The following is a 24603-nucleotide window of genomic DNA, read 5'->3' as shown; positions in this document are numbered from 1 at the left end:
CTCGCCGTAGGCGGGCGTGCCGACCGCCAGGCCCACCGCGCGGGTCACCGCGTCCGGCACCCCCGCCACCGGCTCCCCGAGCGGCCCGGCCGACACCTCCTCGGCCGGCGCCTCGGCGAGCACGTCGCCGACCGGCGGCGCGAGCCCGGCCGGCCGGCCGCTGGCAGGCAGGACCGTGCTCCTCGACCCCGGCCACAACCCCGGCAACGCGGCGCACGCCACCGAGATCAACCGCCAGGTCGACATCGGCAACAGCCACAAGGAGTGCGACACCACCGGCACCGAGACGGACGCCGGCTACAGCGAGGCCGCCTACACCCTGGACGTCTCGCACCGGATCCGCGACATCCTCCAGGGCCTGGGCGCCACCGTGGTCCTCACCCAGGACGGCGACCGGCCCTGGGGACCCTGCGTCACCGAGCGGGCGGCGATCGGCAACAGCGCGCACGCGGACGCGGCGATCTCGGTGCACGGTGACGGCGGCCCGGCCTCGGGCAGCGGCTTCCACGTGATCCTGCCCGCCAAGGTGGTGGCGGGGGTGGCCGACAACGCCGCGATCGTCGACCCCTCGCGCCGGCTGGGGCTGCTGGTGCGCCAGAAGTTCCAGGCCGCCACCGGCGAGCCGTACGCCGACTACATCGCCGACCAGGGGCTGGACACCCGCAGCGACCTCGGTGGCCTCAACCTCTCCACGGTGCCGAAGGTCTTCATCGAGTGCGGCAACATGCGCAACGCCGGTGACGCCAAGCGGATGACCGACCCGCAGTGGCGCCAGCGCGCCGCCCAGGGCATCGCCGACGCGCTGACCGCCCACCTCACCACACCCGCGGGCTGACCGGGGGCCGATCGCGGGTGTTTTGCCACGACACCCCCCGTTTCGGGATCCCGCCGTGCACTCCCGAACGGCTTGGCCCTAGGCTTTTGCACCGTCCGAACCACACTGCCGTCCACGACATACACCGACGAGGGGAACGTTCGTGAATCTGCGCGCTCTCACCAGAGGAGATGCCGCCATCGCAGGTGCGGCCGTGCTCCTGCTCATCTCGTCCTTCCTCCCGTACTGGTCGGTCGACTGCAACCTGGCGGCCTGCTCGTCGAGCGCCTGGAACAGCAACCTGTTCCCGGTGCTGCCCTCGGTCTACCTGCTGGGCATCGCGGCGGCCGCGCTGATCCTGCTCCAGCGCTTCCAGGGCGAGGCGGCCAGGACCCGCCAGATCCTGGGCCTGCGGCTGGACCAGTGGGGCACCGCCTTCGCGGTGGCCGCGCTCTGGACCTCGCTCTGGTCGCTGGGCAACGGCTCCAACCACTCCTGGGGCGCCTACCTCGGCGTGCTCTCGGTGCTGGTGATCGCCGGTGGCGCGGTGGCCGGCCCGCTGGTGCCCGCGCTGCAGGCACCGCTGGTCACCGACAAGCCCGCCACCCCGATCCAGCAGGGCTACCCGGGCGGCCTCGGCGGCTACCCCGGCGCGCCGCAGGGCCCGAACCAGGGCCAGTTCCAGCAGCCCGGCTACGGCTACCCGACCCCCGGCGCGGGCCAGCCCGGCCCGGGCCAGGCCCCGCACCTGGGCCAGACCCCGGGCGGCAGCGGCCACACCTTCGGCGGCCAGCCGCAGCCCGGCGGCTACGGCTTCCCCGCCCCGGAGGCGGGCCAGGCGCCCGAGCAGTCCTTCGGCCAGCCGCACCCGGGCGCCCAGGGCGAGCCGGCCGCCGGCCAGCAGCAGCGGCACGACGCCGGTTTCCAGACCCCGCCGGCCGTCCACGCCGCGCCCGCGCCGGCCGCCGCCGAGCCCACCCCCGCCCCGGCGCCCGCGCCGGCCGTGGACTTCGCGCCGTTCTGGTTCGCCGTCCCGGCGCCGCGTCAGCTCTCCCCCAAGGACGGCTCGGCCGGCCCGCCGGTCGGTGAACTGCTGCCCGGCACCTGGTACCTGGCCGTCGACCAGCGCGGCACCGCCCTGGTGGCGCAGCTGCAGGACGGCACCCAGGGCGTGCTCGGCGACGTCTCGGGCATCCAGCGCGGCTGACCCGCCGTAGCGGTACCGTGCGAAGGGCCCGGCGGGGGGTCGCGCCCGGGCCCTCGCACGCCCTCCCGCACCGAGAGCGGTCCGGTGGTGTCAGCAACAGCCTTCGGCGGCCAGTCCGTTCGGCAGTTGTTCGGCGCCGAAGACGGCCACCGTCGCCGGGTCGCCGCCGAGCGCGGCGACCGCCAGCAGCAGGGCCCCGGCGGTCCAGGTGGTGCGCTCCTCGGGCCAGATCGCGTCGTCCTCGAACACGTAGCCGGTCCAGTAGGAACCGTCCTCGTGGCGCAGGTGCTGGATCCAGCGCAGGATCTCCACCGCCCGGTCCGACTCGCCCACCGCCCAGAGCGCGAGCGCGAGTTCGGCGCTCTCGCCGCCGGTCACCCACGGGCGGTCGCTGACGCAGCGCACGCCCAGGCCCGGCACCACGAAGCGGTCCCAGTGGGCCGCGATCCGCTGCCGGGCCGGCTCGCCGCGCAGCGCGCTGCCGAGCACCGGGTAGTACCAGTCCATCGAGTAGCGGTCCTTGTCGAGGAACCGCTCCGGGTGCGCGGCCACCGCGTGCTGCAGCCGGCCGGTGGCCAACTCCCAGTCCGGCTGAGGCTCCTCGCGGTAGTCGGCGATGGCCAGGCCGCACCGCAGGGCGTGCAGGATGCTGGCGGAGCCGGTCAGCAGCGCCTCCTGCACGGGCGTGCCGTCCTCGTCCAGCCGCCAGGCGATCGGGCCGCCGGGCAGTTGCAGACCGACGGTGAAGTCCAGCGCCCGGCGCACCACCGGCCACATCCGGTCGAGGAACGCGTCGTCGCCGGTGCTCAGGTGGTGGTGCCAGACGCCGACCGCCAGGTAGGCGCAGAAGTTGGTCTCCACCGCCGCGTTGCTCATCCCCGGCGCGCCGTCGCCGAAGTAGCCCGCGTACCAGGAGCCGTCCGGGTTCTGCTGCTCGGCCAGCCAGCGGTAGGCCCGCTCGGCGGCGGCGTGCTCGCCGGCCGCGTCCAGCGCCATCGCCGCCTCGGTGTGGTCCCAGGGGTCCAGGTGGCCGCCGGTGAACCAGGGCAGCGCGCCGTCGGGCCGCTGCTCGGCCAGGATGCTGCGCACGGTGGTGGCGGCCTGCTCGGCGTCCAGCACTCCGGGCAGCAGCAGGGCGCGGGGCGTAGCGACGCCCTCGTGAGCGGTCATGCCCCGGCCCGGTTCGGCTTGCTGGCGTACGCGACGAAGCTCTTGCCGATGACCGGGTTGAGCGCGGCCTCGGCGGCCTTGGTGATCCTGCTGATCACCGGGGTGCCGACGATGTCCCAGACCAGCAGCTGGTGGTAGGCCTTGACCGGCAGCGCCTTGTCGTTGTCGACGCCCACCGCGCACTTGATCCACCAGTACGGCGAGTGCAGCGCGTGCGCGTGGTGCGTGCCGTACGGGTTCAGGCCGGCCTCGCGCAGCCGCTCCAGCAGCTCGTCGCCGCGGTAGATCCGGATGTGGCCGCCCTCGACCTCGTGGTACTCGTCGGAGAGCGCCCAGCAGATCTTCTCCGGCAGCCAGCGCGGCACGGTCACCGCGAGCAGGCCGCCCGGCTTGAGCACCCGCACCATCTCGGCCAGCACGCCCTTGTCGTCGGGGATGTGCTCCATCACCTCGGAGATGATGATCTTGTCGAAGGACTCGTCCTCGAACGGCAGCGCCAGCGCGTTGCCCTCCATCGCCACCGCCGACGCCCCGGCCGGCGCCTCGCCGGCGGCGGCCATCGCGTCGAACCAGCGCCTGACCTCGGCGATCTCCTCGCCGTTCTGGTCCAGGGCGACCACGTTCGCGCCACGGCGGTAGCACTCGAACGCGTGCCGGCCCCCGCCGCAGCCCAGGTCGAGCACCCGATCACCGGGGGCGAGTGGGAAGCGGGAGAAGTCGACGGTCAGCACTGCGGGGCTCCCATTCGTTGCTGCATCACCGGTGCGGTGACGGAGGGTCAGGCGAGATCGGGCGGGATCGGGTGGGGTCGAGCGAGGCGGGGCGGGGCGGGGCGGGTGCCGGACGGGACCGAGCGGGCTCAGGCGACGTAGCGCCAGCCGGCGCCCGCGCGGGCCCGCCGGCCGACTCCGGTGGCGATCGCCGCGCGGTAGCGGTCGGCGGTCAGCTCGGCGGCCCGTTCCCAGGTGAAGCGGGCCAGCACCCGCTCGCGCCCGGCGGCCCCCAGCCGCGCCCGCAGCTCGGGATCGTCCAGCAGCCGGCCGAGCGCGGCGGCCAGCGCCCCGGCATCACCCGGCGGCACCGCCAGGCAGGTCTCGCCGTCCGGGCCCGCGACCTCGGGGATCGCCCCGCCGGTGCTGGCCACCAGCGGCGTGCCGGTGGCCATCGCCTCGGCGGCCGGCAGCGAGAACCCCTCGTAGAGCGAGGGCACGCAGGCCACCTCGGCCGAGCGGTACAGGTCCACCAGCTGCTCGTCCGTCAGGCCGGTGCGGAACTCGATGTGCTCCTCCAGGCCGAAGCGCCGCACCGCGTCCGCGACCGGGCCCTTCCCCTGCTTCTTGCAGACCACCACCAGGTGCGCCTCGCGCTCGGTGCGCACCTTCGCCAGCGCCTCCACCAGGTGGACCAGGCCCTTGAGCGGCACGTCCGCGCTGGAGGTGGTGACGATCCGTCCGGGCACCACCGCCACCTCGGGCGAGGGCGACCAGAGCCGGGTGTCCGCACCGATCGGCACCACCGAGACCGCGCCCGGCGCGGCACCCAGCTGCGCGGCGATCTCGGCCTTCGAGCTGCCGGAGACGGTGATGATGTGGTCGAGGCGGGCCGCGACCCGGCGCTGCATCCGGGTGAAGGCGTACCAGCGGCGCAGCGACAGCCGCTTGAGCCGGGTGGGGGCGGCCGCCAGTTCCAGGCGGCGGTCCACGGTGATCGGGTGGTGAATGGTGGTCACCAGCGGGTACCCGTGCCGGGCCAGGCCCAGCAGGCCGTAGCCGAGGGTCTGGTTGTCGTGCACCACGTCGTAGCGGCCCTTGTGGCGGGCCAGGTACTGACGGGCCCGCAGCGAGAAGGTGAGCGGCTCGGGGAATCCCCCGGTCCACATCGTGGCGACCTCCAACAGGTCCACCGGGCCGCGCAGTTCGTCCAGGCCGGGGGTGCGGAAGGGGTCGTCGGCGCGGTACAGGTCGAGGCTGGGCAGCTCCACCAGCCGCACCGAGCCGGGGCCCTGGACCTCGTCGAGCACCGGGAACGGCTGCGCGCCGATCACGTCGACGTGGTGGCCCAGCCGGGCCAGTTCACGCGAGAGGTGACGGACGTAGACGCCCTGACCGCCGCAGAACGGATCGCCCCGGTAGGAGAGCAGCGCGATGCGCAGCGGACGCCGGTCGGCCGTGGAGGGTGGGTGCCCCGTCATGGTCGGCCCCTTCTGCCCACTTCCGCCGGGCCGGGCCGGCCGCAGCGGTTCAGTAGATCACGTTGCACGGTGGTGTGGATTTCATCATTGAGCATGTGAACAATGAGAGACCTCGAAGATACCGGCCCGTAGCTTGTGCATCGGAGGCTGGGATGGTGATTCACGACACGCTCGCCACGGGCCGCCCACGACCGGGCCGGTCAGGAGTGCGAGGCGACCCCGCAGCCGCACCGGCGCAGGCCGTGGGGGGTCGGCCGGGCGGATAGAGTCGTAACCTCGTGCCGTGCGCCCGGGGCTCCGCCCTCGCGGCGGCGGTCCGTCCACCGCCCCGCGAAAGGCCACCCTCCGCATGCTCTCCGCCGCCCGTACCGGCGCCGTCGCCCTGACCGCCGCCCTGCTGGCGGGCCTCACCGCCGGACCGGCGCTGGCCGACGCCACCGCCTCGCCCTCCCCCGACGCCTCGACCGCTTCCTCGGCCGGTGCCCCGGCCCCCGCCGCGGCGCCCGCGTCCCCGTCGCCGGTGGCGGCGCCGACCGCCGTCTACGGCAAGGGCGACCCCACCTACGACGGCGTCTGGCGCCAGTCGCTGGCGCTCACCGCGCTGGCCACCGCCAAGGTGACCCCGGCCACCGCCGCGGTCGACTGGCTGACCGGCCAGCAGTGCGCGGACGGCGGCTGGCCCTCCTTCCGCGCCGAGACCGCGACGCCCTGTGTCGCCGCCACCGAGGACAGCAACGCCACCGCGATGGCCGTGCAGGCCCTGGTCGCGCTCGGCGGGCACCAGCCGGCCGTGGACAAGGGCGTGCAGTGGCTGACGTCGGTCCAGAACGCCGACGGCACCTGGTCCTACAACCCCGGCGCCCCGGGCGACGCGGACTCCACGGGGCTGGCCGTCAGCGCGCTGCGGGCCGCGAAGACCGACCCGAGCGGCGTGGCCAAGGCCGGCAAGAACGGCCTGGACGGGCTGGCCGCCCTGCAGCTCGGCTGCGCCGCCCCGACCGACCAGCGCGGCGCCTTCGCCTACCAGCCGGCCGCCACCGGCGAGGTGGCCGCCAACGCGCTGGCCACCTCGCAGGCCACCCTGGCCGTCGCCGGCGGCTCGCTGCCGGTGACCGCCGGCAGCCCCACCGGTCCGGCCCCCAAGGCACTGACCTGCCCCGACGCCGCCGGCGCGACGACCGTGCCCAAGGGCGAGGCGGCCGAGGCCGCCGCCGGCTTCCTGGCCGGGCAGCTGGCCACCGGCGGCCAGCACCTGATGCTGACCACCCCCGGTGCCGCCCCGACCCCGGACTTCGGCGCGACCTCCTGGGCGGTGCTGAGCCTGGTCCGCGCCGGCCACCCGCAGCAGGCGGCCGGCGCGGTCGACGGGCAGTACACCAACGCCGCCGGCTGGACCAAGGGCCCGGCCGGCACCGACCCGTCCGCCACCGCCACCCTGCTGCTCGCCGCGCACGCGGCCGGCCGCGACCCGCGCGCCTTCGGCGGCACCGACCTGGTCAAGCAGCTCGCCGACGCCGGCCCGGCCGCGCAGTCCGGCGTGGCCGCGGGCTCGGGCGGCTCCTCGGCGACCGGCAAGAAGAGCGGCACCTCGCCGGTCTGGACGATCGGGATCGGCCTGCTGATCGGCGCGGGCGGCGGGCTGGTGCTCAGCATGCAGCGCAAGAGCAACCAGGTGGACTTCGGCCCCGCCAAGAAGAAGAACGCCAAGGGCGGCGCCGGCGGCAAGGGCGGCACCGGCACTGGTACCGGCGGCAAGGGCGCGAGCGACAAGCCCGCCGCCCCGGCGGGCGGCAAGGCGAGCGGCAAGTGATCCGCGCGGTGCCGCGGCGGGCGGCGCAGGCTCCGGCCGCCGCCGTGGTGACCGCCCCGCTCGCTCCGGTCGCGCTGCTGATCGTGCCGCTGGTGCTGCTGCTGCTCGCCGCCGCACCGGCGCACGCCTCGGCCTACCGTTACTGGTCCTTCTGGCACTGGTCCGGCGGGAGTTGGGGCTACCAGCAGCAGGGTCCGGCGACCAACCTGCCGGCCGACGGCTCGGTCGACGGCTGGCGGTTCACGCTGAGCCCCGACGGCGGTCGCGACACCGCGCGCCCGGCCGCCGCCGGCGACTTCGCCGCGCTCTGCGCCGCCGTACCGGCCCGCCCCGGCTTCAAGCGGGTCGGGCTGGTGCTGGACTTCGGCGGCGCGGGCGACGCGCCCTCGGGGGAGGCTGCGCCGGCCGCGCGGACGGGCTGCGCGCAGGTGCGGGTGGAGGCGAGCTCGGCGGAGGTGCTGGCCGCCGTCGCCCCGCCGCTGCGGTACGACACCAACGGCATGCTCTGCGCCATCGCCGGCTACCCGGCGGCCGGCTGCGGCGAGGTCGTCAGCGGGCCGGGCGCGGGCTCCGGCTCCGACTCCGCCGGCTCGACGGCCGCCGGCGCCGCGAAGGCCGCGGACGGCGGTCCCGACCTGGGCCTGCCGCTGGGCGCGGCCCTGGTCGCGCTGCTCGGGGTGGGCGCGCTCTGGCAGGTCCGCCGTCGTCGCCCCCGTCCGTGAGGCCCGCACCGATGACCCACCCGCACGACCCGCAACCCTCCGGTGCGCGGCAGGCCGACGCCCCGACGCCGCGCGCCCGTGGCCGGGCCGGGGCCCGGTCAGCCAGGGCGACCCGGTCGGCCGTCGGCCCGCGGCAGCTGCACCCCGGCGCCTGGTGGCTCTGGGCGCTCGGCCTGGCGGCGGCCGCCTCCCGCACCACCAATCCGCTGCTCCTGCTGCTGCTCGTCGCGGTCGCCGGCTTCGTGGTCGCCGCCCGCCGCACCGAGGCCCCCTGGGCCCGCTCCTACGGCGCGTTCCTGCGCCTGGGGCTGGCCGTGCTGGCGATCCGGCTGCTCTTCACGCTGCTGCTCGGCTCGCCGGTCCCGGGGACCCACGTCCTGCTCGACCTGCCCCGACTGCCGCTGCCCGCCTGGGCGCAGGGCGTGCGGGTCGGCGGCCGGGTGACCCTGGAGGCGCTGCTCTTCACGCTCTACGACGGCCTGCGGCTGGCCGCCCTGCTCATCTGCGTCGGCGCGGCGAACGCGCTGGCCTCCCCCGCGCGGCTGCTGCGGATCCTGCCCGGCGCGCTCTACGAGGTGGGCGTGGCGGCCGTGGTGGCGATGTCCTTCGCGCCGAACCTGGTCGCCGACCTCCAGCGGCTGCTCGCCGCCCGCCGGCTGCGCGGGCGCCCCGACCGCGGCCCGCGCTCGGTGCTCAGCGTCGGCCTGCCGGTCCTGGAGAGCGCGCTGGAGCGGTCGGTGGCCCTGGCCGCCGCGATGGACACCCGCGGCTTCGGGCGCACCGCGCCCGTGTCGCGCCGGCTGGCCCGCCTCACCGCCGCGCTCACCCTGCTCGGCCTGCTCGGCGTCTGCGCGGCGGTCTACGGACTGCTCGGCGCGGGCGGGGCCGGCTGGCCGCTGCCGGTGCTGGTGGCCGGGCTCGCGGCGAGCGCGGGCGGGCTGGCGCTGGGCTCGCGGCGCAGCGTCCGGACCCGCTACCGGCCCGACCCGTGGGCCTGGCCGGAGTGGCTGACCGCGGGCTCGGGGGTGCTGGTCGCGGCGGCGATGATCTGGCTGTCGGGGCGGGCTCCCGGGGCGTTCGCGCCGACCGTCGTGCCGCCCCGCGTGCCGGCCCTGCCGCTGACGGCGGTGCTGGCCGTGCTGGTCGGCCTGCTGCCCGCCTTCGCCGCCCCGGCCCCGCCGCCGCTGCTCGCCCCTGTTCCTGCTCCGGTACCCGCACCCGCGCCCGCACCCGCTCCCGGGCCGGCCGGCGCTCCCGCCGCCGTCCCCGCCGCCCCACCCGTCCGGAAGGCCGACCACCCGTGATCACCTTCGAGCAGGTCTCGGTCCAGTACCCGGACGCCGCCGGGCCCGCCCTCAGCGGCCTGGACCTGACCGTCCCCGAGGGGGAGCTCTGCCTGCTGGTCGGCCCGTCCGGCGCGGGCAAGTCCACCCTGCTGGGGACCGTCAGCGGCCTGGTCCCGCACTTCACCGGCGGCCGGCTGCACGGCCGGGTCACCGTGGACGGCCGCGACACCCGCACCCACCGGCCGCGTGAACTCGCCGACCTGGTCGGCACGGTGGGCCAGGACCCGCGCGGTCACTTCACCACCGACACGGTGGAGGACGAACTCGCCTACGGCATGGAGTCGCTGGGCCTGCCGCCGGAGGTGATGCGGCAGCGGGTGGAGGAGATCCTGGACCTGCTGGGACTGGCCGAGCTGCGCTCGCGCCCGCTGAGCACGCTCTCCGGCGGCCAGCAGCAGCGGGTCGCGATCGGCTCGGTGCTGACCGTGCACCCGAAGGTGCTGGTGCTGGACGAGCCGACCTCGGCGCTCGACCCGGGCGCGGCCGAGGAGGTGCTCGCGGTGGTCCAGCGGCTGGTGCACGACCTGGGCACCACGGTGCTGATGGCCGAGCACCGGCTGGAGCGGGTCGTCCAGTACGCGGACCAGGTGCTGCTGCTGCCGGGCGACGGCGGGCCCGCCGTGCTGGGCGAGCCGGCCGAGGTGCTGGCGCACTCGCCGGTCTTCCCGCCGGTGGTGGGGCTGGGCCGGGTGGCGGGCTGGTCGCCGCTGCCGCTCTCGGTGCGCGACGCCCGACGGCGCGCCGCCCCGCTGCGCGCCCGCCTGGCGCAGGCGGCTGCCGGGGCCGGAGCCGCGGCCCGCGCCACGGCCCGCAGCGCGTCGGCGCCCGGTCCGGTGGTCGCCCGGACCAGCGGGCTGACCGTCCAGCGCGGGCCGGTACCGGCTCTGCGCGGCGTGTCGCTATCACTGCTCTCGGGTGAGATCACTGCTCTCATGGGCCGCAACGGCGCCGGCAAGTCCACCCTGCTCGGCACCCTGGCCGGCCTGCACGCCCCGACCGGCGGCACCGTCCTGGCCGGTACCCTCACCCCCCACCGGGCGCGGCCGCGGGACCTGGTCCGCCAGGTCGGCCTGGTCCCGCAGGACCCGCGCGACCTCCTCTACGCCGAGACCGTCGCCGCCGAGTGCGCCGCGTCCGACCAGGACGCCGCGGCCGCCGCCGGCAGCTGCCGCGCCCTGCTGGAGCGGCTGCTCCCCGGCATCCCCGACGACACCCACCCCCGCGACCTCTCCGAGGGCCAGCGCCTCACCCTGGCCCTGGCCGTGGTGCTGACCGGCCGCCCGGCGCTGCTGCTGCTCGACGAGCCGACCCGCGGCCTGGACTACGCCGCCAAGGCCCGCCTGGTGGAGATCCTCACCACCCTGGCCGCCGAAGGCCACGCGATCCTGCTGGCCACCCACGACGTCGAGCTCGCCGCCGAGCTGGCCCACCGCACGGTGGTGCTGGCCGACGGCGAGATCGTCGCGGACGGCCCGTCGGCCGAGGTCGTCCTCGCCTCCCCGGTCTACGCCCCGCAGGTGGCCAAGGTGCTCGCCCCCGAGCCCTGGCTGACCGTCCGCCAGGTCGCCGCGGCCCTCGCCGCCACGCCGGCCGAGCCGCTCGCGAAGCCGCTGCCCGACCCGGCGGCGGACCCGGCGGCCGACCGATGAGCCGACCGATGAGCCGCCCGCCCGCCCCCGGCCCGAGCCCCACGACCTCCCCGACGTCCGCCGCGCTCACCCGCCCCGTCCCGCTCGGCCCGCGCTCGATCGCCGTCCTCGCCCTCACCACGCTGATCGGCCTGGCCGCCTTCGGCTGGCCGCTGCTCGCCTCCCCCGCCTCCGCGCTGGTCGGCCACTCCACCGACGCGCCCTGGCTCTTCGCCCTGCTGATGCCGCTGCTGCTCGCCGTGCTGGTCGCCCAGCTCTCCGAGTCGGGCCTGGACCCCAAGGCGGTGGCCCTGCTCGGCGTGCTGGCCGCGGCCGGCGCGGCGCTGCGCCCGCTGGGGGCCGGAACCGCCGGCCTGGAGCCGATGTTCTTCCTGATGGTGCTGGCCGGGCGGGTCCTCGGGCCGGGCACCGGCTTCGTGCTGGGCGCGCTGACCATGTTCGCCTCCGCACTGCTCACCGGCGGGGTCGGCCCCTGGCTGCCGTTCCAGATGCTCGCGATGGGCTGGGTCTGCCTGGGCGCCGCCCTGCTGCCGGGCCCCGCCACCCTGCGCGGCCGCCGCGAGGTGCTGCTGCTGGCCGGCTACGGCGCGGTGAGCGCCGTGCTCTACGGCACCGTGATGAACCTCCAGGGCTGGCCCTACATCGGCGGGTTGAGCAGCTCGGTCGCCTTCGTCCCGGGCGATCCGCTCAGCGCCAACCTGCCGCGCTTCGCGGTCTACTGCCTGACCACCTCGCTCGGCTGGGACCTGCCGCGGGCCGCGCTCACCGCCACGCTCTGCCTCACCGTGGGCGCCCCGGTGCTGCGCGCGCTGCGCCGGGCCGTGCGCCGCGCGGCCTTCGACGCGCCGATCGGCTTCGTGCCGCCCCAACGCTGAGCGGCGCTCAGCTCCAGTCGAAGGTCAACAGGGCCAGCCGCTCGACGGGTTCGAAGAAGAGCAGGATCCAGTCGGCGCCGCTGCGCCGGTAGTGCCAGCCCGGCACCGCCGCCACGAAGCGGAACGGGTGACCGGCCGCGCTGACCGGCCGGACGAACTCGCCGTCCTCCTCCAGCCGGAACAGCTCGAAGTCGGCCCAGTTGCCGGGCTCGGCGCCACCGCCGAGCTGCTCCAGCAGGGCCACCGCGTCGTGCGAATACGGCACGTCGTCCTCGTCCAGCATCAGCAGCCGCCCCTCGCGGCGGAACACCTCCCGGTGCGCGCGGTAGCTGCGCTCCTGCCGCTCGCAGTGCGCCGCCAGCTCCTCGCGGAACCCCGGCCACGGCTCGGGCAGCTCCTCCGGCGTGGTCGCCCGCACGAAGTACCGCAGGTCACCGAGCAGCCGGTAGCGGTCGCCCTGGTCGCCGTCCATGGCGAAGCCGAGCCAGTTGGCGCGCTGCAACGCGCCGTGGAACGCCGGCGTGTGGTCCCCGAGGTAGCCCTCGGCCGGCTCCAGCGGGCTGACCAGGTGGATCCACCCGTGCCACGCCGGGTCGACCCGGGCCAGGTCGATCGAGACCAGCGGGTGCAGGTGCCGGGCCAGCTCCGGCTGGTCGGCCACGAACACCTCCGCCGCCTCCGGATAGACCCGCAGGCCCTCCCCCGCCACCATCACGTCGACCTCTGCCTCCACCACCGGTTCCCCTCCCGTCGATCAGCCGACGGCCACCCTAGGACCCGCCCCCGACAGCCGTCGGGGGCGGGCCGGGCGAGGCGGGTCAGGCCTGCTTCGGGCCGGCCGACTGGACGACCTCGAAGGACCACAGGGTCGAGCCGGAGGCCGCCGGACGCTGCGCCGCACCCTCACCCTCGCCCGCCGGGGCGGCCGGGCGGTGGGCCGCCTGCATCGGGCCGGACATCCACGCCTGGAACGCCTCCTCGGAGGCCCAGCGGGTGTACACCAGGTACTGGTCGGTCCCCTCCAGCGGGCGGAGCAGCTCGAACCACTCGAAGCCGTCCGAGCCCTCCACCGCGCCCGCGCGGGAGGCGAAGCGCTGCTCCAGCACCTCGCGCTGCTCGGCGGGAACGGTCAGCACGTTGATCTTGACCACGCTAGCCATCGGGACACCTCTCACGTTCGGCCTCGCACCGACCACCGGACCGGCGGCCGCTGCCACGCCCCCACCCTACGAAGCCGGGCCCCCACGCGGGACGCCGGGACACGTCCCCGAGCGCCCGGGCTCAGCCCCCGGCCGACGACAGCTCGCGCGGGTCGCCCGCGAGCAGGCGCTCGGCCAGCGCCCGCGCCCGGTCGGCCGGCTCCTGGGCGGTCACCGGGAACTCCAGCAGGATCCGGTGCCGTGGCAGGCCGTCGGCGGTCGAGCCGCGGCGGTCGAGGAAACCGACCCGCACCCGCTCCGGCTCCCAGTGCCAGGCGGCCACCCAGCGCAGCTCGCACTCCCACCGGTCCGGCCACCGGTCCTCGCGGCGCAGCCCCTCCGCCCGCGCCCCCTCCGCCCGCAACCGCTCCTCCAGCAGCCGCGCCACCGTCCGGGCCGGCCACTCCCAGCCGTGGTCGGCGACCGCCCGGGCCAGTTCCGCGTGGTACTGCGCGGCCGCGAACCGCAGTTCCGGCAGGGTGATCCGGTCGTCGGCCGTGTTGCGCCAGTCGTTCCAGACGACCTCGTCGCCGACCTGCCGAACCGTCACATCGAGTGCGCCGCAGCACGCCTGCGTACACTCGCTCTCCGCCAGCCGCGCCGTGCGGGCCACCGGACCGGCCTCCAGCGGACCGCCGGCGACGAGCAGCAGGCCCGGGTCGACCCCCGGCTCGTCCGGGAAACCGCGGGCCAGCAGGTCCTCACCGTCGACGAACGGGCGCAGCTGCACCGCGCCCTCGCGCTGCCCGAGCTCGGGGACGCTCACGCGCAGGTCAAGCCGCCGCAGATCGGATGCCATCCCCCGATGATCCACCAACGGCCCCGCCGGCGTCACCCGACAAATCCCGTTGCCGACCGGATCGGCCGTGCCCGATCCTCGCTGGCATGACCTCTCCCCCGCGCGTGATCACCCTCGACGGCGGCCTGACCCTGCGCTGCTACCAGGGCGACGCCGACCTGCCGGAGTTCCACCGGGCCATCGACGAGTCGCTGGAGCACCTGCGCCCGTGGATGCCCTGGATCGTCGAGCACAGCCCGGCCGGCACCGCGGGCTTCCTGGCCCGTCGCGCCGAGCTCTGGGCGAGCGGTGCGGAGTTCAGTTTCGCGATCGTGCTCGACGGGGCGATCGTGGGCTCCTGCGGGCTGGCCCGGCGCACCAACTCCCCGGCCGACGGCCTCGAGATCGGGTACTGGCTACACCCGGCCGTCACCGGGCGCGGCCTGGCCACCCGGACCGCGCGCGCCCTGGTCGAGGAGGCCTTCCGGCTCCCCGGGATCGGGTGTGTCGAGATCGTCCACGACGTGGCCAACCACGCCAGCGGCGCCGTCCCGGCCCGGCTCGGCTTCACCCGGGCCCTGGTGCGCCCCGCCGAGCCGATCGCCCCGGCCGAGACCGGCGAGGAGCAGGTCTGGCGACTGACCCGTCAGCAGGCGCAGGCCCTCGCGGCCGCCGAAACCCACTGACGGAGGCCCGTGGGAGCCGGGAGCCTGCCGGCCGGGTCACCGGCTCCCCCGTAGCATCGGCGACGTGCCCACCGACCCGCCCGCCTTCCGCAGCGACCTCCCGCACTCCTTCCCCTGGAGCGTCTTCCACCGGCGCCACCCCGCGCTCGTCACGCAGCTGCTCGACGTGGTGCCGTACGGGCCGGCCCAGCGCGCGGCGGTGCGGGACCTGCTCGTCGAGAGCACCACCGGCGTCCTGGAGCCGCTGGGCGAGCACGCCCCCGACCACGCGCAGTGGCTGGCCTGGGGCGGTCGGGAGCTGTACGGGCGGCCGTGGGGCGAGGCGCCGTTCCTCTGGGCCGAGAGCTACTTCTACCGCCGGCTGCTGGAGGCCACCGGCTACTTCCGGCCCGGCGCCTGGCAGGGGGTCGACCCGTTCGCCCCGCTCAAGAACGCCGAACTGGCCGGTCCGGAGGTGGACGGCGAACTCGCCGCGCTCGACGGCCTGTCCGAGCTCCCGGACGAGCGCCGGGCGGCGGCCCTGCTGGCCGCCGCGCTCTGGGGCAACCGGGCCGATCTCAGCTTCCGGCTCCAGCCCCCCGCCGCCGGCACGGGCACCGCCGGCGCGCCGCCGTCCGGACTCCTGGTGGACCACGGTCCGCTGCTCTGGTCCACCCTCGCCGCCGCGAGCAGTCCCCGGGTCTGCCTGATCGCCGACAACGCCGGTCGCGAACTGCTCCCCGACCTCGTCCTGCTGGACCACCTGCTGGCCGGCGGCCTGGCGGCCGAGGCGGTCCTCTACGTCAAGCCGCACCCCTACTACGTCTCCGACGCCACCACCACGGACGTCCTCGCCGCCGTCGAGCGCCTGTACGCCGCGCCCGGCCCGCAGGCGGCGCTGACCGGCCGCCGGCTGCGGCGGGCGCTGACCACCGGCGCGCTCACCCTCCGCACCCACCCCTTCTTCTGCGCCCCGCTGCCCTTCCACGACCTGCCCGCCGACCTGCGCACGGAGCTCTCCGGCGCGGCGCTGACGATCCTCAAGGGCGACCTCAACTACCGCCGCCTGGTCGGGGACCGGCCCTGGCCGGCCACCACCGCGTTCGCCGCGGCGGTCGGCCACTTCCCGTCCCCGGTGGCTGCCCTGCGCACGCTGAAGTCCGAGGTGGTGGTGGGCCTGGAGGCGCCCGTGGTCGCCGCGCTGGACGCCACCGGCACGCCCTGGCGCACCGGCGGCACCCACGCCCTGATCCAGGTCCACCACCCCGCCGGCACCCGCTGAGCGCGGCCGGCCGCAACCGGGTGCGGGCATTCGGCCGTCGTCCCCCCGACGGGTCGGGCAGGATGTCCGCCATGACCGGGGAGGAACGGGTGGAACGTCAGGTGCCGTACCAGGAGGAGTCGAACCGGCAGGCGTCGTACCGGGACCGCGTGCGCGGCGCGCTGCTCGGCGGGGCGGTCGGGGACGCGCTGGGCTGGCCGGTGGAGTTCCAGCAGCTGCAGCAGATCCGCGAGCGGTACGGGCCGCAGGGTGTCACCGGGCTGGTGCGCCCGGAGAACCGCTCCTACCGGCAGGTCACCGACGACCGGGCCGGCGACGTCACCGACGACACCCAGATGACGCTCTTCACCGCCGAGGGCCTGATCCGCGCCGGCCTGGCGTCCGCCTCCACCCCCGACCCCGCCACCGACCCCGCCGACGCCCCCGCCACCCCCCGCCCCGTCCCCCTCGACCCCGAGCGCGTCGGCCGCGCCCTGCACGCGGCCTACCGGCGCTGGTTCCTGACCCAGCAGCAGGACGCGCCCGACGTCACCGCGCGCCCCGCGCCCTACGACGGCTGGCTGCTGCGCCAGCCCTTCCTGTACGCGCGGCGCGCCCCCGGCCGGGCCTGCTGGACCGGCCTCGAACAGCACCCGCACTACACCCCGCCCGCGCCGCCGGGCTCCAGCGGCCCGATCAACGGCCACTCCAAGGGCTGCGGCACCGTGATGCGCTCGGCGCCGTTCGGGCTGGCCGCGCTCGGCCCGCGGACGGCGTTCGACCTGGCCGCCCGGTGCGCGCAGCTCACCCACGGCCATCCGACCGGCTACCTGGCCGCCGGAGCCTTCGCCGCACTGGTCGACCGGGTGACGGCCGGCGAGGAGCTCACCGCCGCGCTCGACCGCACCATCGAGCAGACCGCGGCGCAGCCGGGCGGCGAGGAGACCGTGCGGGCGCTGCACCGCGCCCGCACGCTGGCGCGCGAGGAGCGGCCGGCCGCGGAGGTCGTCGAGCGGGTGGGCCTGGGGTGGATCGCCGAGGAGTGCCTGGCGATCGCGGTGTACTGCGCGCTGGTGGCCGAACGGGTGGGCGTCGGGCCGGCATTGCTGCTCTCGGTCAACCACTCGGGGGACAGCGACTCGACGGGCGCGGTCTGCGGCAACCTGCTGGGCGCGGTGCACGGGCTCGCGGCGCTGCCACCGCGGTGGGCGGCCGCCGTCGAGGGGCGCGAGGTCCTGCTCGCGGTGGCCGACGACCTGACCGCCCTCTTCGGCGGGCACGAGACAGGAGGACGGGGACTCGATGAGCGCTATCCCCAGGGGTGACCGCGGATCGGCGCTGGGCCTGGAGCAGTTCGGCGCCGCCGCGCCGGCCCTGGTCAACCTGTACAAGACGGCCCGGGTCAGCCTGGAGAAGACCGGGCTGCAGGGGCTGCGCGCCGCCGTCTACCTGGTGCTCGACCGCTCCGGCTCGATGCGCTCGTTCTACCGGGACGGCACCGTGCAGCACTTCGCCGAACAGGTGCTCGCGCTCGCCGCGCACCTGGACGACGACGGCGTGGTGCCGGTGGTCTTCTTCTCCACCGAGGTGGACGGCGTCGCCGAGCTGGACATCCGCGACTACCGGGGCCGGATCCGCCAACTGCACGACTCCTACGGGCACATGGGCCGGACCAGCTACCACCTGGCGATGAAGGCGGTGATCCGGCACTACCTGCTCTCGGGCGCCCGCGACCCGGCCTTCGTGGTCTTCCAGACCGACGGCGGGCCCAGCTCGCGCCGGGCGGCCGAGGACATGCTCTGCCTGGCCGCCGAGTTGCCGATCTTCTGGCAGTTCGTCGGCTTCGGCCGGCCGGACGGACCCGAGTTCGGCTTCCTGCGGCGGATGGACGAACTGCCCACCCCCGAGCGGCGACCGGTGGACAACGCGGGGTTCGTGGCCGCCGGGCGCGACCCGCGCGCCGTGAGCGACCGCGAGCTCTACGACCGGCTGCTCGGGGAGTTCCCGCGCTGGCTCCTCGCCGCCCGGGCGGCCGGTGTGCTCACCGCGCCGCCCAACTGACCATCCGTCAGTCCCTGGGCAGGTCAGGCACCGTGCGAGACTGTCGTCATGCGCACACCTACCGTCGGCTTCATCGGGCTGGGCGTCATGGGCGGACCGATGGCGCTCAACCTGGTCCGCGCCGGCACCCCGCTGCTGGTCTGGAACCGCACGCCGGCCAAGGCCGACGCCCTGGCGGCGGGCGGCGCCGAGGTCGCGCCGGATGCGGCGACCGTCTTCGCGCGGTGCGAGGTCGTCCTCCTGATGCTGCTCGACGACACGGCACTGGACGGCGTCCTCGACCGCGGCGGGCCCGGGTTCGCGCAGCGCGTCCGCGAGCGGATCGTGGTCCAGATGGGCACCACCGCGCCGGCCCACTCGGCGGCGCTGCCCGCCGAGGACCGGGCGGCGGGGGGCCGGTACGTCGAGGCCCCGGTCTCGGGCTCGCGCACGCCCGCCGAGGCCGGCGAGCTGGTCGCCATGCTGGCCGGCGAGCCGGCGGCCGTGGACCGGGTCCGCCCGCTGCTGGCGCCGATGTGCCGCCAGAGCGTGCTGTGCGGCCCGGTGCCGGGCGGCCTGCTGATGAAGCTCTCGGTCAACACCTTCCTGATCAGCGTGGTGACCGGGCTGGCCGAGGCGGTGCACTTCGCCCGCCGGCACGGCCTGGACCTGGAGCGGCTGACCGAGGTGCTCGACGCCGGGCCGATGGCGAGTCCGGTGATGCGGGTGAAGGCGCCGAAGCTGCTCGCCGAGGACTTCTCGGTGCAGGCCTCGATCACCGACGTGTGGCAGAACACCCGGCTGATCACCGACGCCGCCCGGGCGGCCTCGATCGCCTCCCCGCTGCTCGACGTCTGCCGCGAACTCTACGGCGAGACCTCGCGCCTGGGCCTGGCCGGCGCCGACATGGCGGCCGTGGTGCGGGCCATCGAGGCCCGCGACGACGACCCGCCCACCACCGACCTGCGCGCCGGGCCGCCGACCGGGCCCGACAGCGGTCCGCACGGCGGAGCGGGGGGCGGAGCGGGCGGCACGGGCGGCGGTCCACACGCCGGCTCACCTGGCGTCATCTCGCGTTCCTCTCACCATAAGTGATCATCCACCCACCCTTGGTACGGTCGGCCGGGCCCACCGCACGTGCCCGAACCGCCCGTTCCGCCCCGACACCCGGGAGAGCTCCTCGTGGCCACCACCATCCGCCGAGCCGTCATCCCCGCCGCCGGTCTCGGCTCCCGCCTGCTGCCGCTGACCAAGGCCACGCCCAAGGAGATGCTGCCGGTCGGCGACCGGCCGGTGATCGAGCACACGGTCCGCGAGCTGGTCGCCTCCGGCATCACCGACATCACCATCGTCGTCTCCGGCGGCAAGAGCCTGATCCAGGAGCACTTCCGGCCCAACCCCGCGCTGGTCGACCAGCTGCGCGCCGACGGCAAGGCGGCCTACGCCGACGCCGTGCAGGAGGTCGGGGAGCTCTCCCGGCGCGGCCACATCACCTACCTCGACCAGCACGGCCCGTACGGCAACGGCACCCCGGTGCTGAACGCGGCCCGCAACTTCGGCGACGAGCCGATGCTCGTGCTCTGGCCCGACGACGTCTTCGTCGCCGACGTCCCGCGCGCCCAGCAGCTGATGACGGCCTACCAGGCGACCAACTCCCCCGTCCTGGCGCTGATGCCGATGGCGCCCGCCGACGCGCCGCGCTACGGCGTGCCGATCGTCAAGGAGGACCTGGGCAGCGGCTCGCTGCGGATCACCGGCCTGGTCGAGAAGCCGACCGTGGACGAGGCGCCGTCCGGCTACGCCGCGATCGGCGGGTACGTCATCACCCCGGGCATCATCGACGAGCTGCGCGAGCAGACCAAGCGCTGGTACGAGCACCGCCGGGGCGAGATCTACCTCACCGACGCGATCAACACCTACGCCGCCACCCGCGCCGTCTACGGGCAGGTCATCGACGGCACCTGGTACGACACCGGCAACCCGCTCGCCTACCTCACCGCGCAGTTCGCCGCCGGTCTCTCGCACCCGGAGTACGGCACCCATCTGCGGCGCTTCGCCCAGGAGTTCGGCACCGCCTGAGCACATCCCGCCCGCGCCGCGCCCGCATCACGGCCCGACAGCGCCCACCTCCGCACCGGAAATTCAGACTCCGCTTCTTGACGGCCGGTCTAGGATCGCCTCCGTCGGCCAAGCGGCCCGACGTCGCACAGCCATGCGGTCGTGCGGTCACAGAGTCGAAGCGAACGGGTACGGGGGCGGCATCATGGGTGTCATCGTGGGCGCGGCGGGGGCGGTCCTGCTGGCCGCACTGGCCTGGTGGATCGTCAGCACCATCAACCGGCTGGTCCGGCTGCGCAACCAGACCCAGGCGTCCTGGGCGCAGATCGACGTGCAGCTCAAGCGGCGGCACGACCTGATACCGAACCTGGTGGAGACCACCAAGGCCTACGCCGAGCACGAGCGCGACACCCTGGACGCGGTCACCCTCGCGCGCGGCAACGCCGCCACGCAGTCGCTGACCACCGCGGACCGAGCCCAGGCCGAGGGCGTGCTGAGCCAGAGCCTGGGCAAGCTGCTGGCGCTCGCCGAGTCCTACCCGAACCTCAAGGCCGACCAGCGGTTCGCCCGGCTGCAGAGCGAGTTGACCAGCGCCGAGGACAAGATCGCCTACGCGCGGCAGTTCTACAACAGCGCCGTGCAGTCCTACAACACCGCGCAGGAGACCTTCCCCGGCAACGTGGTGGCGGGCCTGGGCGCGCACGGGCGGCGCGAGTACTTCGAGGCCGACGCGGCCGTCCAGGACCCCATCGAGGTCCGCTTCGCATGAGCATCGCCCTCCAGCTCGTGCTGGCCGGCGCCGGCGCCACCGCGCTCTGGCTGCTCGGCTACCTGCTCGCCGCCCTGGCCACCCGCAACGGCACGGTCACCGCGGGCCCCGCCACCCAGGAGCTCGGGCCCGACCCGGAGTCGCCGGCCGTGGTGAGCCTGCTCGCCGGCAACTGGCGCTCGGTCTCCTCGGCGGCCGCGGCCACCCTGCTCGACCTGGCCGCCGCCGGCCTGGTCGAGCTGCGCCAGCCCGGGGCCGACCCGGCGCAGAGCACCATCCACCTGGGCGCCCTGACGATGCCGCCGCAGCCCTACGCGCGGCGGGTGCTCGCCCGGGTGGTGAGCAAGACCGCCGGCGGCGGGGGGCCCGTCGGCGGCTCCGCCTTCCGCGGCCAGGAGCAGGCCACCGCCTGGAACCGCGGGCTGCAGCGCGAGGTGATCGCCGAGGCACGGCGGCTGGGGCTCTCCCGGCCGCGCCTGGGCCCCACCCTGCGCGGTGCGCTGACGGGCGCGGCCTTCGTGCCCGCGGTGCTCTTCGGGGCGGCCGTGATCGCCGACGGGCACAACGTGCGGGCCGCCTGCACCGTGGGGACGGTCGCCTTCCTCCCGCTGTTCCTCCTGATCGCGCTGCTGACCAGCGAGCGGGCCACCGCGCGCGGTCTGGAGCGGGCCGGGCACTGGGCCGGGGTACGGGCCTGGCTCGCGGGGCACGAGGAGTTCGCCCAGCTGCCGCCCGCCTCGGTGGCCGTCTGGGGCCGCTACCCGGCGTACGGCGCGGCCCTGCGCGTCAGCAACCGCACCGTGCGGCTGCTGGGCTTCGACGCCGGGAGCCGGCGCCGGGTCTGGTCGGACTTCGGCGGCACCTGGCGCGAGGTGCGGATCCGCTACCCGCGGCTGCGCCCGGGCTACGGCGCCGACCGCGGCAGGCTGCTGCAGCTGGCGGCGGCCGCGGCCACCGTCGCGGTGGGCCTGCTGGTCTTCGCCCTGCTGCGCCGGCCCGACTGGGCGGCGGCGCCCGGCGTGACGGACACCGCGCGCCGCCCGGGGCTGATCCTCAGCGCGGGCTGGGTGGTGGCCCTCCTGCTGGGGGTGCTGGTGGCCAACCGGATGACCCGGTGGTGGCTGCTGGCCGGCTTCCTGGCCGTGATGCCCGGCAACCTGGCGCCCGCCGAGGGCTGGTGGCGCCGGGCGCTGGACCAGGGCGGGCCGCTGCCCGGCGAGGCGGTGGTGCTGGCCGCCTTCGCCGCGCTGGCCGGCCACTACCTGGTGCTGGCCGCCACCCACGGACGGCGCACCCGGACCGCCGTCGGCGAGGTGCTGCGCCTGGAGTCGCGGATCGGCAAGCGCTCGCCGCGCCTGCTGGCGCTGGACGAGGGCGCCACGGACCGCACCACCGCCTGGGCCGTGCCGCGCTCGCTGGCCGCGGCCGCCGCGCCCGGCAGCCGGGTGCGCCTGACGGTGGCCGACCTCACCCGCACTGTGCTCTCCGTCGAGGTGCTGAGCGCCGGCACCGAGGCCGCCCGGCCCGCGCCCGCGCCGCGCACTGGCTGAGCGGACGGGCCTCAGGGCCTGTCGCCCTGCGGCACGCGCTCGCCGGGGGTGCGGTCGGGCCGGTCGGGCCGGTCGTGCTGGTCGCCGCAGAGGCTGTCGGCGAGCCGGGTGAGCAGGTCGGCGAGGTCGGTGAACTGCTTCTCGTCCCAGTCGCCGAGCAGGTGGGAGAGCTCCGAGCGGCGGGCCGCCACCAGCCGGATCGCCGTCGCCTCGCCCGACTCGGTCAGCCGCAGCGGCAGCCCGTTTCGCAGCGCCAGCCCCCGGCTCTCGACCTCGTGGGCCGCGGCCTCCAGCACCGCGGGCGGGATGACCTTGCGCTCCGCCAGTTCGGCCGGCTCCACCGAGCCCTGATGGTGCATCTGGAGCAGCAGCCAGCTGGAGGCCGGCTGGAGGTCCAGGCCTGCCTCGGCGGTGATCCGCCGGTACAGGTCGCGGCGCGCCTCGCGGCTGTTCAGGACGGTCAGCGCGCGGGCGATCTCGTCCACCGAGGAGCGCTCGACGGGGTTCATGCCGATCGACTCGCTGAGGTCGGGGGCGGTCACCGAGGCCCGCAGCGGCTGCTCGCGCACGAAGAGCGCGAGCACGAAGGCCACCGCCGCCACCGGCGCCGCGTAGAGGAAGACGTCGGCGATCGAGGTGGCGTAGGCGTGCAGCACGTGCTGGGCGACCACCGGCGGCAGGTCGTGGATGACCCGCGGGTCGGAGGTGACCGAGCCGGCGGTGAAGCCGGGCGGCAGCGGCACGCCGCGCAGGGCGTCGGCCAGCTTGTCGTTGAGGCCGCTGGTGAAGATGGTGCCGAAGATCGAGACGCCGAAGGAGGCGCCGATCGAGCGGAAGAAGGTGGCGGCCGCGGTGGCCACGCCCAGGTCCTGGTAGCCCACCGAGTTCTGCACGATCAGCACCAGGACCTGCAGCACCAGGCCCAGGCCCAGGCCGAAGACCAGGAAGTACAGGCTCATCACGGTGGTCGAGGTGGTCTCGGTGAGCCGCGAGAGCAGCAGCAGACCCACCGTCACCACCGCGGTGCCGGTGATCGGGAAGACCCGGTAGTGGCCGGTGCGGGCCACGATCTGGCCCGAGCCGATCGAGGTGACCAGCATGCCGAGCACCATCGGCAGCATGTGCACGCCCGACATGGTGGGCGTCACCCCCTGCACCACCTGCAGGAAGGTCGGCAGGTAGGTGAGCGCGCCGAACATCGCGAAGCCGACCACGAAGGAGATCACCGCGATCAGGCTGAAGGTGCGCGAGGCGAAGAGCCGCGGCGGCAGCACGGCCTCCTCGGCGCGGCGTTCGACCTCGACGAAGAAGCCCAGCAGCACCACGCCGAGCACGCCCAGGCCGATGATCTCCCAGGAGTCCCAGGGGTAGGTCACCCCGCCCAGCGAGGTCATCAGCACGAAGCAGGTGGCCACCGCGGCGATCAGCACGATCCCGGGGTAGTCGATCCGGTGCTGGCGGGTGACCTCGACGCTGTGCAGGACGGCCGCGATGACGATCAGCGCCACCACGCCGATCGGCAGGTTGATGTAGAAGACCCAGCGCCAGGAGAGGTGGTCGACGAAGAGGCCGCCGAGCAGCGGGCCCAGCACGCTGGTGGCGCCGAAGACCGCCCCGAACAGGCCCTGGTACTTGCCGCGGTCGCGCGGCGGCACCAGGTCGCCGACGATCGCCTGGGTGAGCACGATCAGCCCGCCGCCGCCCAGGCCCTGCAACGCCCGGAAGCCGATCAGCTGGCCCATGTTCTGGGCGATGCCGCAGAGCGCCGAGCCGATCAGGAAGATCACGATCGAGGCCTGGAAGAAGCGCTTGCGGCCGTACATGTCGCCGAGCTTGCCCCACAGCGGGGTGGCGGCCGTGGCGGCCAGCAGGTAGGCGGTGACCACCCAGGACAGGTGCTCCAGGCCGCCCAGGTCGCTGACGATGGTGGGCAGCGCGGTGGAGACGATGGTCTGGTCGAGCGCGGCGAGCAGCAGCGCCAGCAGCAGCGCGCTGATCGGCACCCAGAGGTTGTGGACCGGCTGCTGCTGCGGGACCTCCGGGCGGGCCTCGATCGCCGGTTCCGCCATGGCGGGTCCTCCTCGCTGACGTCCTGGCATATCGGCTTATCTGATGATCTATCCGACACTCGCCTCCACATCGTGTCAGATTTGTCCGTTTATGCGGTGTCAGACTGCGCCATTCGTAAGCCGGCCGGCACTGTCGGGGCGGGTCCCCGTCCTGCATAATCGGGCCCGTTCGATGCCGTCGACACATCCAGGAGGACCGGTCCATGCCGGGAGAGCGCTGCCCCGCATGCGGCATCGAACGGACCGCCACCGGGTGTGCCTGCGGCCACCCGGACGTCACCGAGACCGCGATCCTGCCGCACCTCGAGGGCCCGCCGCTGGTGCGCCCCTACGTGCGGACCGGCTCCGCGGTCGAGGACGCCTTCGGCACCCCGCTGCTGCCGGCGCCCGCCGCCGGCGCCGCCCACCGCCCTCAGCGAGCGGACGTGAT

23 protein-coding genes are annotated in these 24603 nt (G+C 75.5%); 16 read left to right on the top strand and 7 right to left on the bottom strand.

The genetic code is table 11. From position 1 onward, the window contains the following. Window positions 1-175: 175 nt before the first annotated feature. Window positions 176-835 (top strand): N-acetylmuramoyl-L-alanine amidase, encoded by a 660-nt coding sequence (locus ABD323_RS27655; RefSeq protein WP_425556176.1) that lies wholly within the window; start codon window positions 176-178, stop codon window positions 833-835. Window positions 836-1028: 193 nt separating this feature from the next. Next, on the top strand, window positions 1029-2021 hold the full coding sequence (locus tag ABD323_RS27650; protein ID WP_344444689.1) for a hypothetical protein: 993 nt from the start codon (window positions 1029-1031) through the stop codon (window positions 2019-2021). Window positions 2022-2111: 90 nt separating this feature from the next. On the opposite strand, the gene ABD323_RS27645 is transcribed toward ABD323_RS27650, so the two are convergent. The 3 genes from ABD323_RS27645 to ABD323_RS27635 form a co-directional block, all read right to left on the bottom strand. Then, on the bottom strand, window positions 2112-3191 hold the full coding sequence (locus ABD323_RS27645; protein ID WP_344444688.1) for a prenyltransferase/squalene oxidase repeat-containing protein: 1080 nt from the start codon (window positions 3189-3191) through the stop codon (window positions 2112-2114). Continuing rightward, complete coding sequence (locus ABD323_RS27640; protein WP_344444687.1) at window positions 3188-3922, bottom strand: class I SAM-dependent methyltransferase; 735 nt, start codon at window positions 3920-3922, stop codon at window positions 3188-3190. Before ABD323_RS27640 ends, ABD323_RS27645 begins: the two co-directional genes overlap by 4 nt. Before the next feature lie 128 nt (window positions 3923-4050). Continuing rightward, window positions 4051-5382, bottom strand: coding sequence for a glycosyltransferase family 4 protein (locus ABD323_RS27635; RefSeq protein ID WP_344444686.1), 1332 nt, complete (start codon window positions 5380-5382; stop codon window positions 4051-4053). Between the two features lie 349 nt (window positions 5383-5731). Here ABD323_RS27635 and ABD323_RS27630 point away from each other — a divergent pair, with 349 nt between their 5' ends. From ABD323_RS27630 to ABD323_RS27610, 5 genes are read left to right on the top strand one after another with little or no spacing between them, the layout of a single operon-like run. Continuing rightward, window positions 5732-7192, top strand: a complete 1461-nt coding sequence (locus tag ABD323_RS27630; protein ID WP_344444685.1) for an SCO2321 family membrane protein — start codon at window positions 5732-5734, stop codon at window positions 7190-7192. Then, the gene (locus ABD323_RS27625) at window positions 7189-7914 is read left to right on the top strand and encodes an SCO2322 family protein (RefSeq protein ID WP_425556174.1); all 726 of its coding nucleotides are present in this window, start codon (window positions 7189-7191) and stop codon (window positions 7912-7914) included. Before ABD323_RS27630 ends, ABD323_RS27625 begins: the two co-directional genes overlap by 4 nt. 11 nt (window positions 7915-7925) lie before the next feature. Next, the gene (locus ABD323_RS27620; protein WP_344444684.1) at window positions 7926-9218 is read left to right on the top strand and encodes a CbiQ family ECF transporter T component; all 1293 of its coding nucleotides are present in this window, start codon (window positions 7926-7928) and stop codon (window positions 9216-9218) included. Continuing rightward, window positions 9215-10909, top strand: a complete 1695-nt coding sequence (locus ABD323_RS27615) for an ABC transporter ATP-binding protein (protein WP_344444683.1) — start codon at window positions 9215-9217, stop codon at window positions 10907-10909. Before ABD323_RS27620 ends, ABD323_RS27615 begins: the two co-directional genes overlap by 4 nt. A gap of 8 nt (window positions 10910-10917) precedes the next feature. Next, window positions 10918-11784, top strand: a complete 867-nt coding sequence (locus ABD323_RS27610) for an ECF transporter S component (RefSeq protein WP_344444682.1) — start codon at window positions 10918-10920, stop codon at window positions 11782-11784. Between the two features lie 7 nt (window positions 11785-11791). Here the strand turns inward: ABD323_RS27610 and ABD323_RS27605 are convergent, their stop codons facing one another. The 3 genes from ABD323_RS27605 to ABD323_RS27595 all read right to left on the bottom strand — a co-directional run bounded on the left by ABD323_RS27605 (window position 11792) and on the right by ABD323_RS27595 (window position 13782). Further along, window positions 11792-12520, bottom strand: a complete 729-nt coding sequence (locus ABD323_RS27605) for a hypothetical protein (RefSeq protein WP_344444681.1) — start codon at window positions 12518-12520, stop codon at window positions 11792-11794. An 82-nt stretch (window positions 12521-12602) separates the two neighbouring features. Then, complete coding sequence (locus ABD323_RS27600; protein WP_344444680.1) at window positions 12603-12944, bottom strand: antibiotic biosynthesis monooxygenase family protein; 342 nt, start codon at window positions 12942-12944, stop codon at window positions 12603-12605. A gap of 121 nt (window positions 12945-13065) precedes the next feature. Then, the gene (locus tag ABD323_RS27595; RefSeq protein WP_344444679.1) at window positions 13066-13782 is read right to left on the bottom strand and encodes a hypothetical protein; all 717 of its coding nucleotides are present in this window, start codon (window positions 13780-13782) and stop codon (window positions 13066-13068) included. 86 nt (window positions 13783-13868) lie between these two features. On the opposite strand from ABD323_RS27595, the gene ABD323_RS27590 reads away from it, so the two are divergent. From ABD323_RS27590 to ABD323_RS27555, 8 genes are all read left to right on the top strand, one after another. Beyond that, window positions 13869-14447, top strand: coding sequence for a GNAT family N-acetyltransferase (locus ABD323_RS27590; protein WP_344444678.1), 579 nt, complete (start codon window positions 13869-13871; stop codon window positions 14445-14447). 64 nt (window positions 14448-14511) lie between these two features. Continuing rightward, a complete protein-coding gene (locus ABD323_RS27585; RefSeq protein ID WP_344444677.1) occupies window positions 14512-15708 on the top strand; it encodes a damage-control phosphatase ARMT1 family protein in 1197 nt (398 codons plus the stop codon). 71 nt (window positions 15709-15779) lie between these two features. Beyond that, on the top strand, window positions 15780-17012 hold the full coding sequence (locus ABD323_RS27580) for an ADP-ribosylglycohydrolase family protein (protein WP_344444676.1): 1233 nt from the start codon (window positions 15780-15782) through the stop codon (window positions 17010-17012). Continuing rightward, complete coding sequence (locus ABD323_RS27575; RefSeq protein ID WP_344444675.1) at window positions 16990-17748, top strand: vWA domain-containing protein; 759 nt, start codon at window positions 16990-16992, stop codon at window positions 17746-17748. Before ABD323_RS27580 ends, ABD323_RS27575 begins: the two co-directional genes overlap by 23 nt. A 48-nt stretch (window positions 17749-17796) precedes the next feature. Continuing rightward, entirely contained in the window at window positions 17797-18822 is a 1026-nt protein-coding gene (locus tag ABD323_RS27570) for an NAD(P)-dependent oxidoreductase (RefSeq protein WP_344444674.1), read from the top strand. A gap of 87 nt (window positions 18823-18909) precedes the next feature. Next, the gene (locus ABD323_RS27565) at window positions 18910-19806 is read left to right on the top strand and encodes a UTP--glucose-1-phosphate uridylyltransferase (RefSeq protein ID WP_344444673.1); all 897 of its coding nucleotides are present in this window, start codon (window positions 18910-18912) and stop codon (window positions 19804-19806) included. Window positions 19807-19990: 184 nt separating this feature from the next. Then, complete coding sequence (locus ABD323_RS27560) at window positions 19991-20554, top strand: LemA family protein (RefSeq protein ID WP_344444672.1); 564 nt, start codon at window positions 19991-19993, stop codon at window positions 20552-20554. Beyond that, a complete protein-coding gene (locus ABD323_RS27555) occupies window positions 20551-22104 on the top strand; it encodes a DUF2207 family protein (protein WP_344444671.1) in 1554 nt (517 codons plus the stop codon). Before ABD323_RS27560 ends, ABD323_RS27555 begins: the two co-directional genes overlap by 4 nt. An 11-nt stretch (window positions 22105-22115) precedes the next feature. On the opposite strand, the gene ABD323_RS27550 is transcribed toward ABD323_RS27555, so the two are convergent. Further along, entirely contained in the window at window positions 22116-24173 is a 2058-nt protein-coding gene (locus tag ABD323_RS27550; RefSeq protein ID WP_344444670.1) for an MFS transporter, read from the bottom strand. 203 nt (window positions 24174-24376) lie between these two features. Here ABD323_RS27550 and ABD323_RS27545 point away from each other — a divergent pair. Next, window positions 24377-24603, top strand: a 227-nt coding sequence (locus tag ABD323_RS27545; protein WP_344444669.1) for a hypothetical protein, incomplete at its 3' end; no start/stop codon positions are given.

The sequence above is a fragment of the Kitasatospora nipponensis genome, assembly GCF_039528135.1.
GTDB lineage: Bacteria > Actinomycetota > Actinomycetes > Streptomycetales > Streptomycetaceae > Kitasatospora > Kitasatospora nipponensis.
Note: the sequence above shows the minus strand (reverse complement) of the source record. Positions and strands in the feature narration are given on the sequence as shown.

Coding starts and splice junctions, on each gene's coding strand:
- ABD323_RS27570 (WP_344444674.1), top strand. CDS start 17,797: ATGCGCACACCTACCGTCGGCTTCATCGGGCTGGGCGTCATGGGCGGA.
- ABD323_RS27600 (WP_344444680.1), bottom strand. CDS start 12,944: ATGGCTAGCGTGGTCAAGATCAACGTGCTGACCGTTCCCGCCGAGCAG.
- ABD323_RS27645 (WP_344444688.1), bottom strand. CDS start 3,191: ATGACCGCTCACGAGGGCGTCGCTACGCCCCGCGCCCTGCTGCTGCCC.
- ABD323_RS27630 (WP_344444685.1), top strand. CDS start 5,732: ATGCTCTCCGCCGCCCGTACCGGCGCCGTCGCCCTGACCGCCGCCCTG.
- ABD323_RS27580 (WP_344444676.1), top strand. CDS start 15,780: ATGACCGGGGAGGAACGGGTGGAACGTCAGGTGCCGTACCAGGAGGAG.
- ABD323_RS27590 (WP_344444678.1), top strand. CDS start 13,869: ATGACCTCTCCCCCGCGCGTGATCACCCTCGACGGCGGCCTGACCCTG.
- ABD323_RS27555 (WP_344444671.1), top strand. CDS start 20,551: ATGAGCATCGCCCTCCAGCTCGTGCTGGCCGGCGCCGGCGCCACCGCG.
- ABD323_RS27610 (WP_344444682.1), top strand. CDS start 10,918: ATGAGCCGCCCGCCCGCCCCCGGCCCGAGCCCCACGACCTCCCCGACG.
- ABD323_RS27635 (WP_344444686.1), bottom strand. CDS start 5,382: ATGACGGGGCACCCACCCTCCACGGCCGACCGGCGTCCGCTGCGCATC.
- ABD323_RS27595 (WP_344444679.1), bottom strand. CDS start 13,782: ATGGCATCCGATCTGCGGCGGCTTGACCTGCGCGTGAGCGTCCCCGAG.
- ABD323_RS27560 (WP_344444672.1), top strand. CDS start 19,991: ATGGGTGTCATCGTGGGCGCGGCGGGGGCGGTCCTGCTGGCCGCACTG.
- ABD323_RS27575 (WP_344444675.1), top strand. CDS start 16,990: ATGAGCGCTATCCCCAGGGGTGACCGCGGATCGGCGCTGGGCCTGGAG.
- ABD323_RS27620 (WP_344444684.1), top strand. CDS start 7,926: ATGACCCACCCGCACGACCCGCAACCCTCCGGTGCGCGGCAGGCCGAC.
- ABD323_RS27550 (WP_344444670.1), bottom strand. CDS start 24,173: ATGGCGGAACCGGCGATCGAGGCCCGCCCGGAGGTCCCGCAGCAGCAG.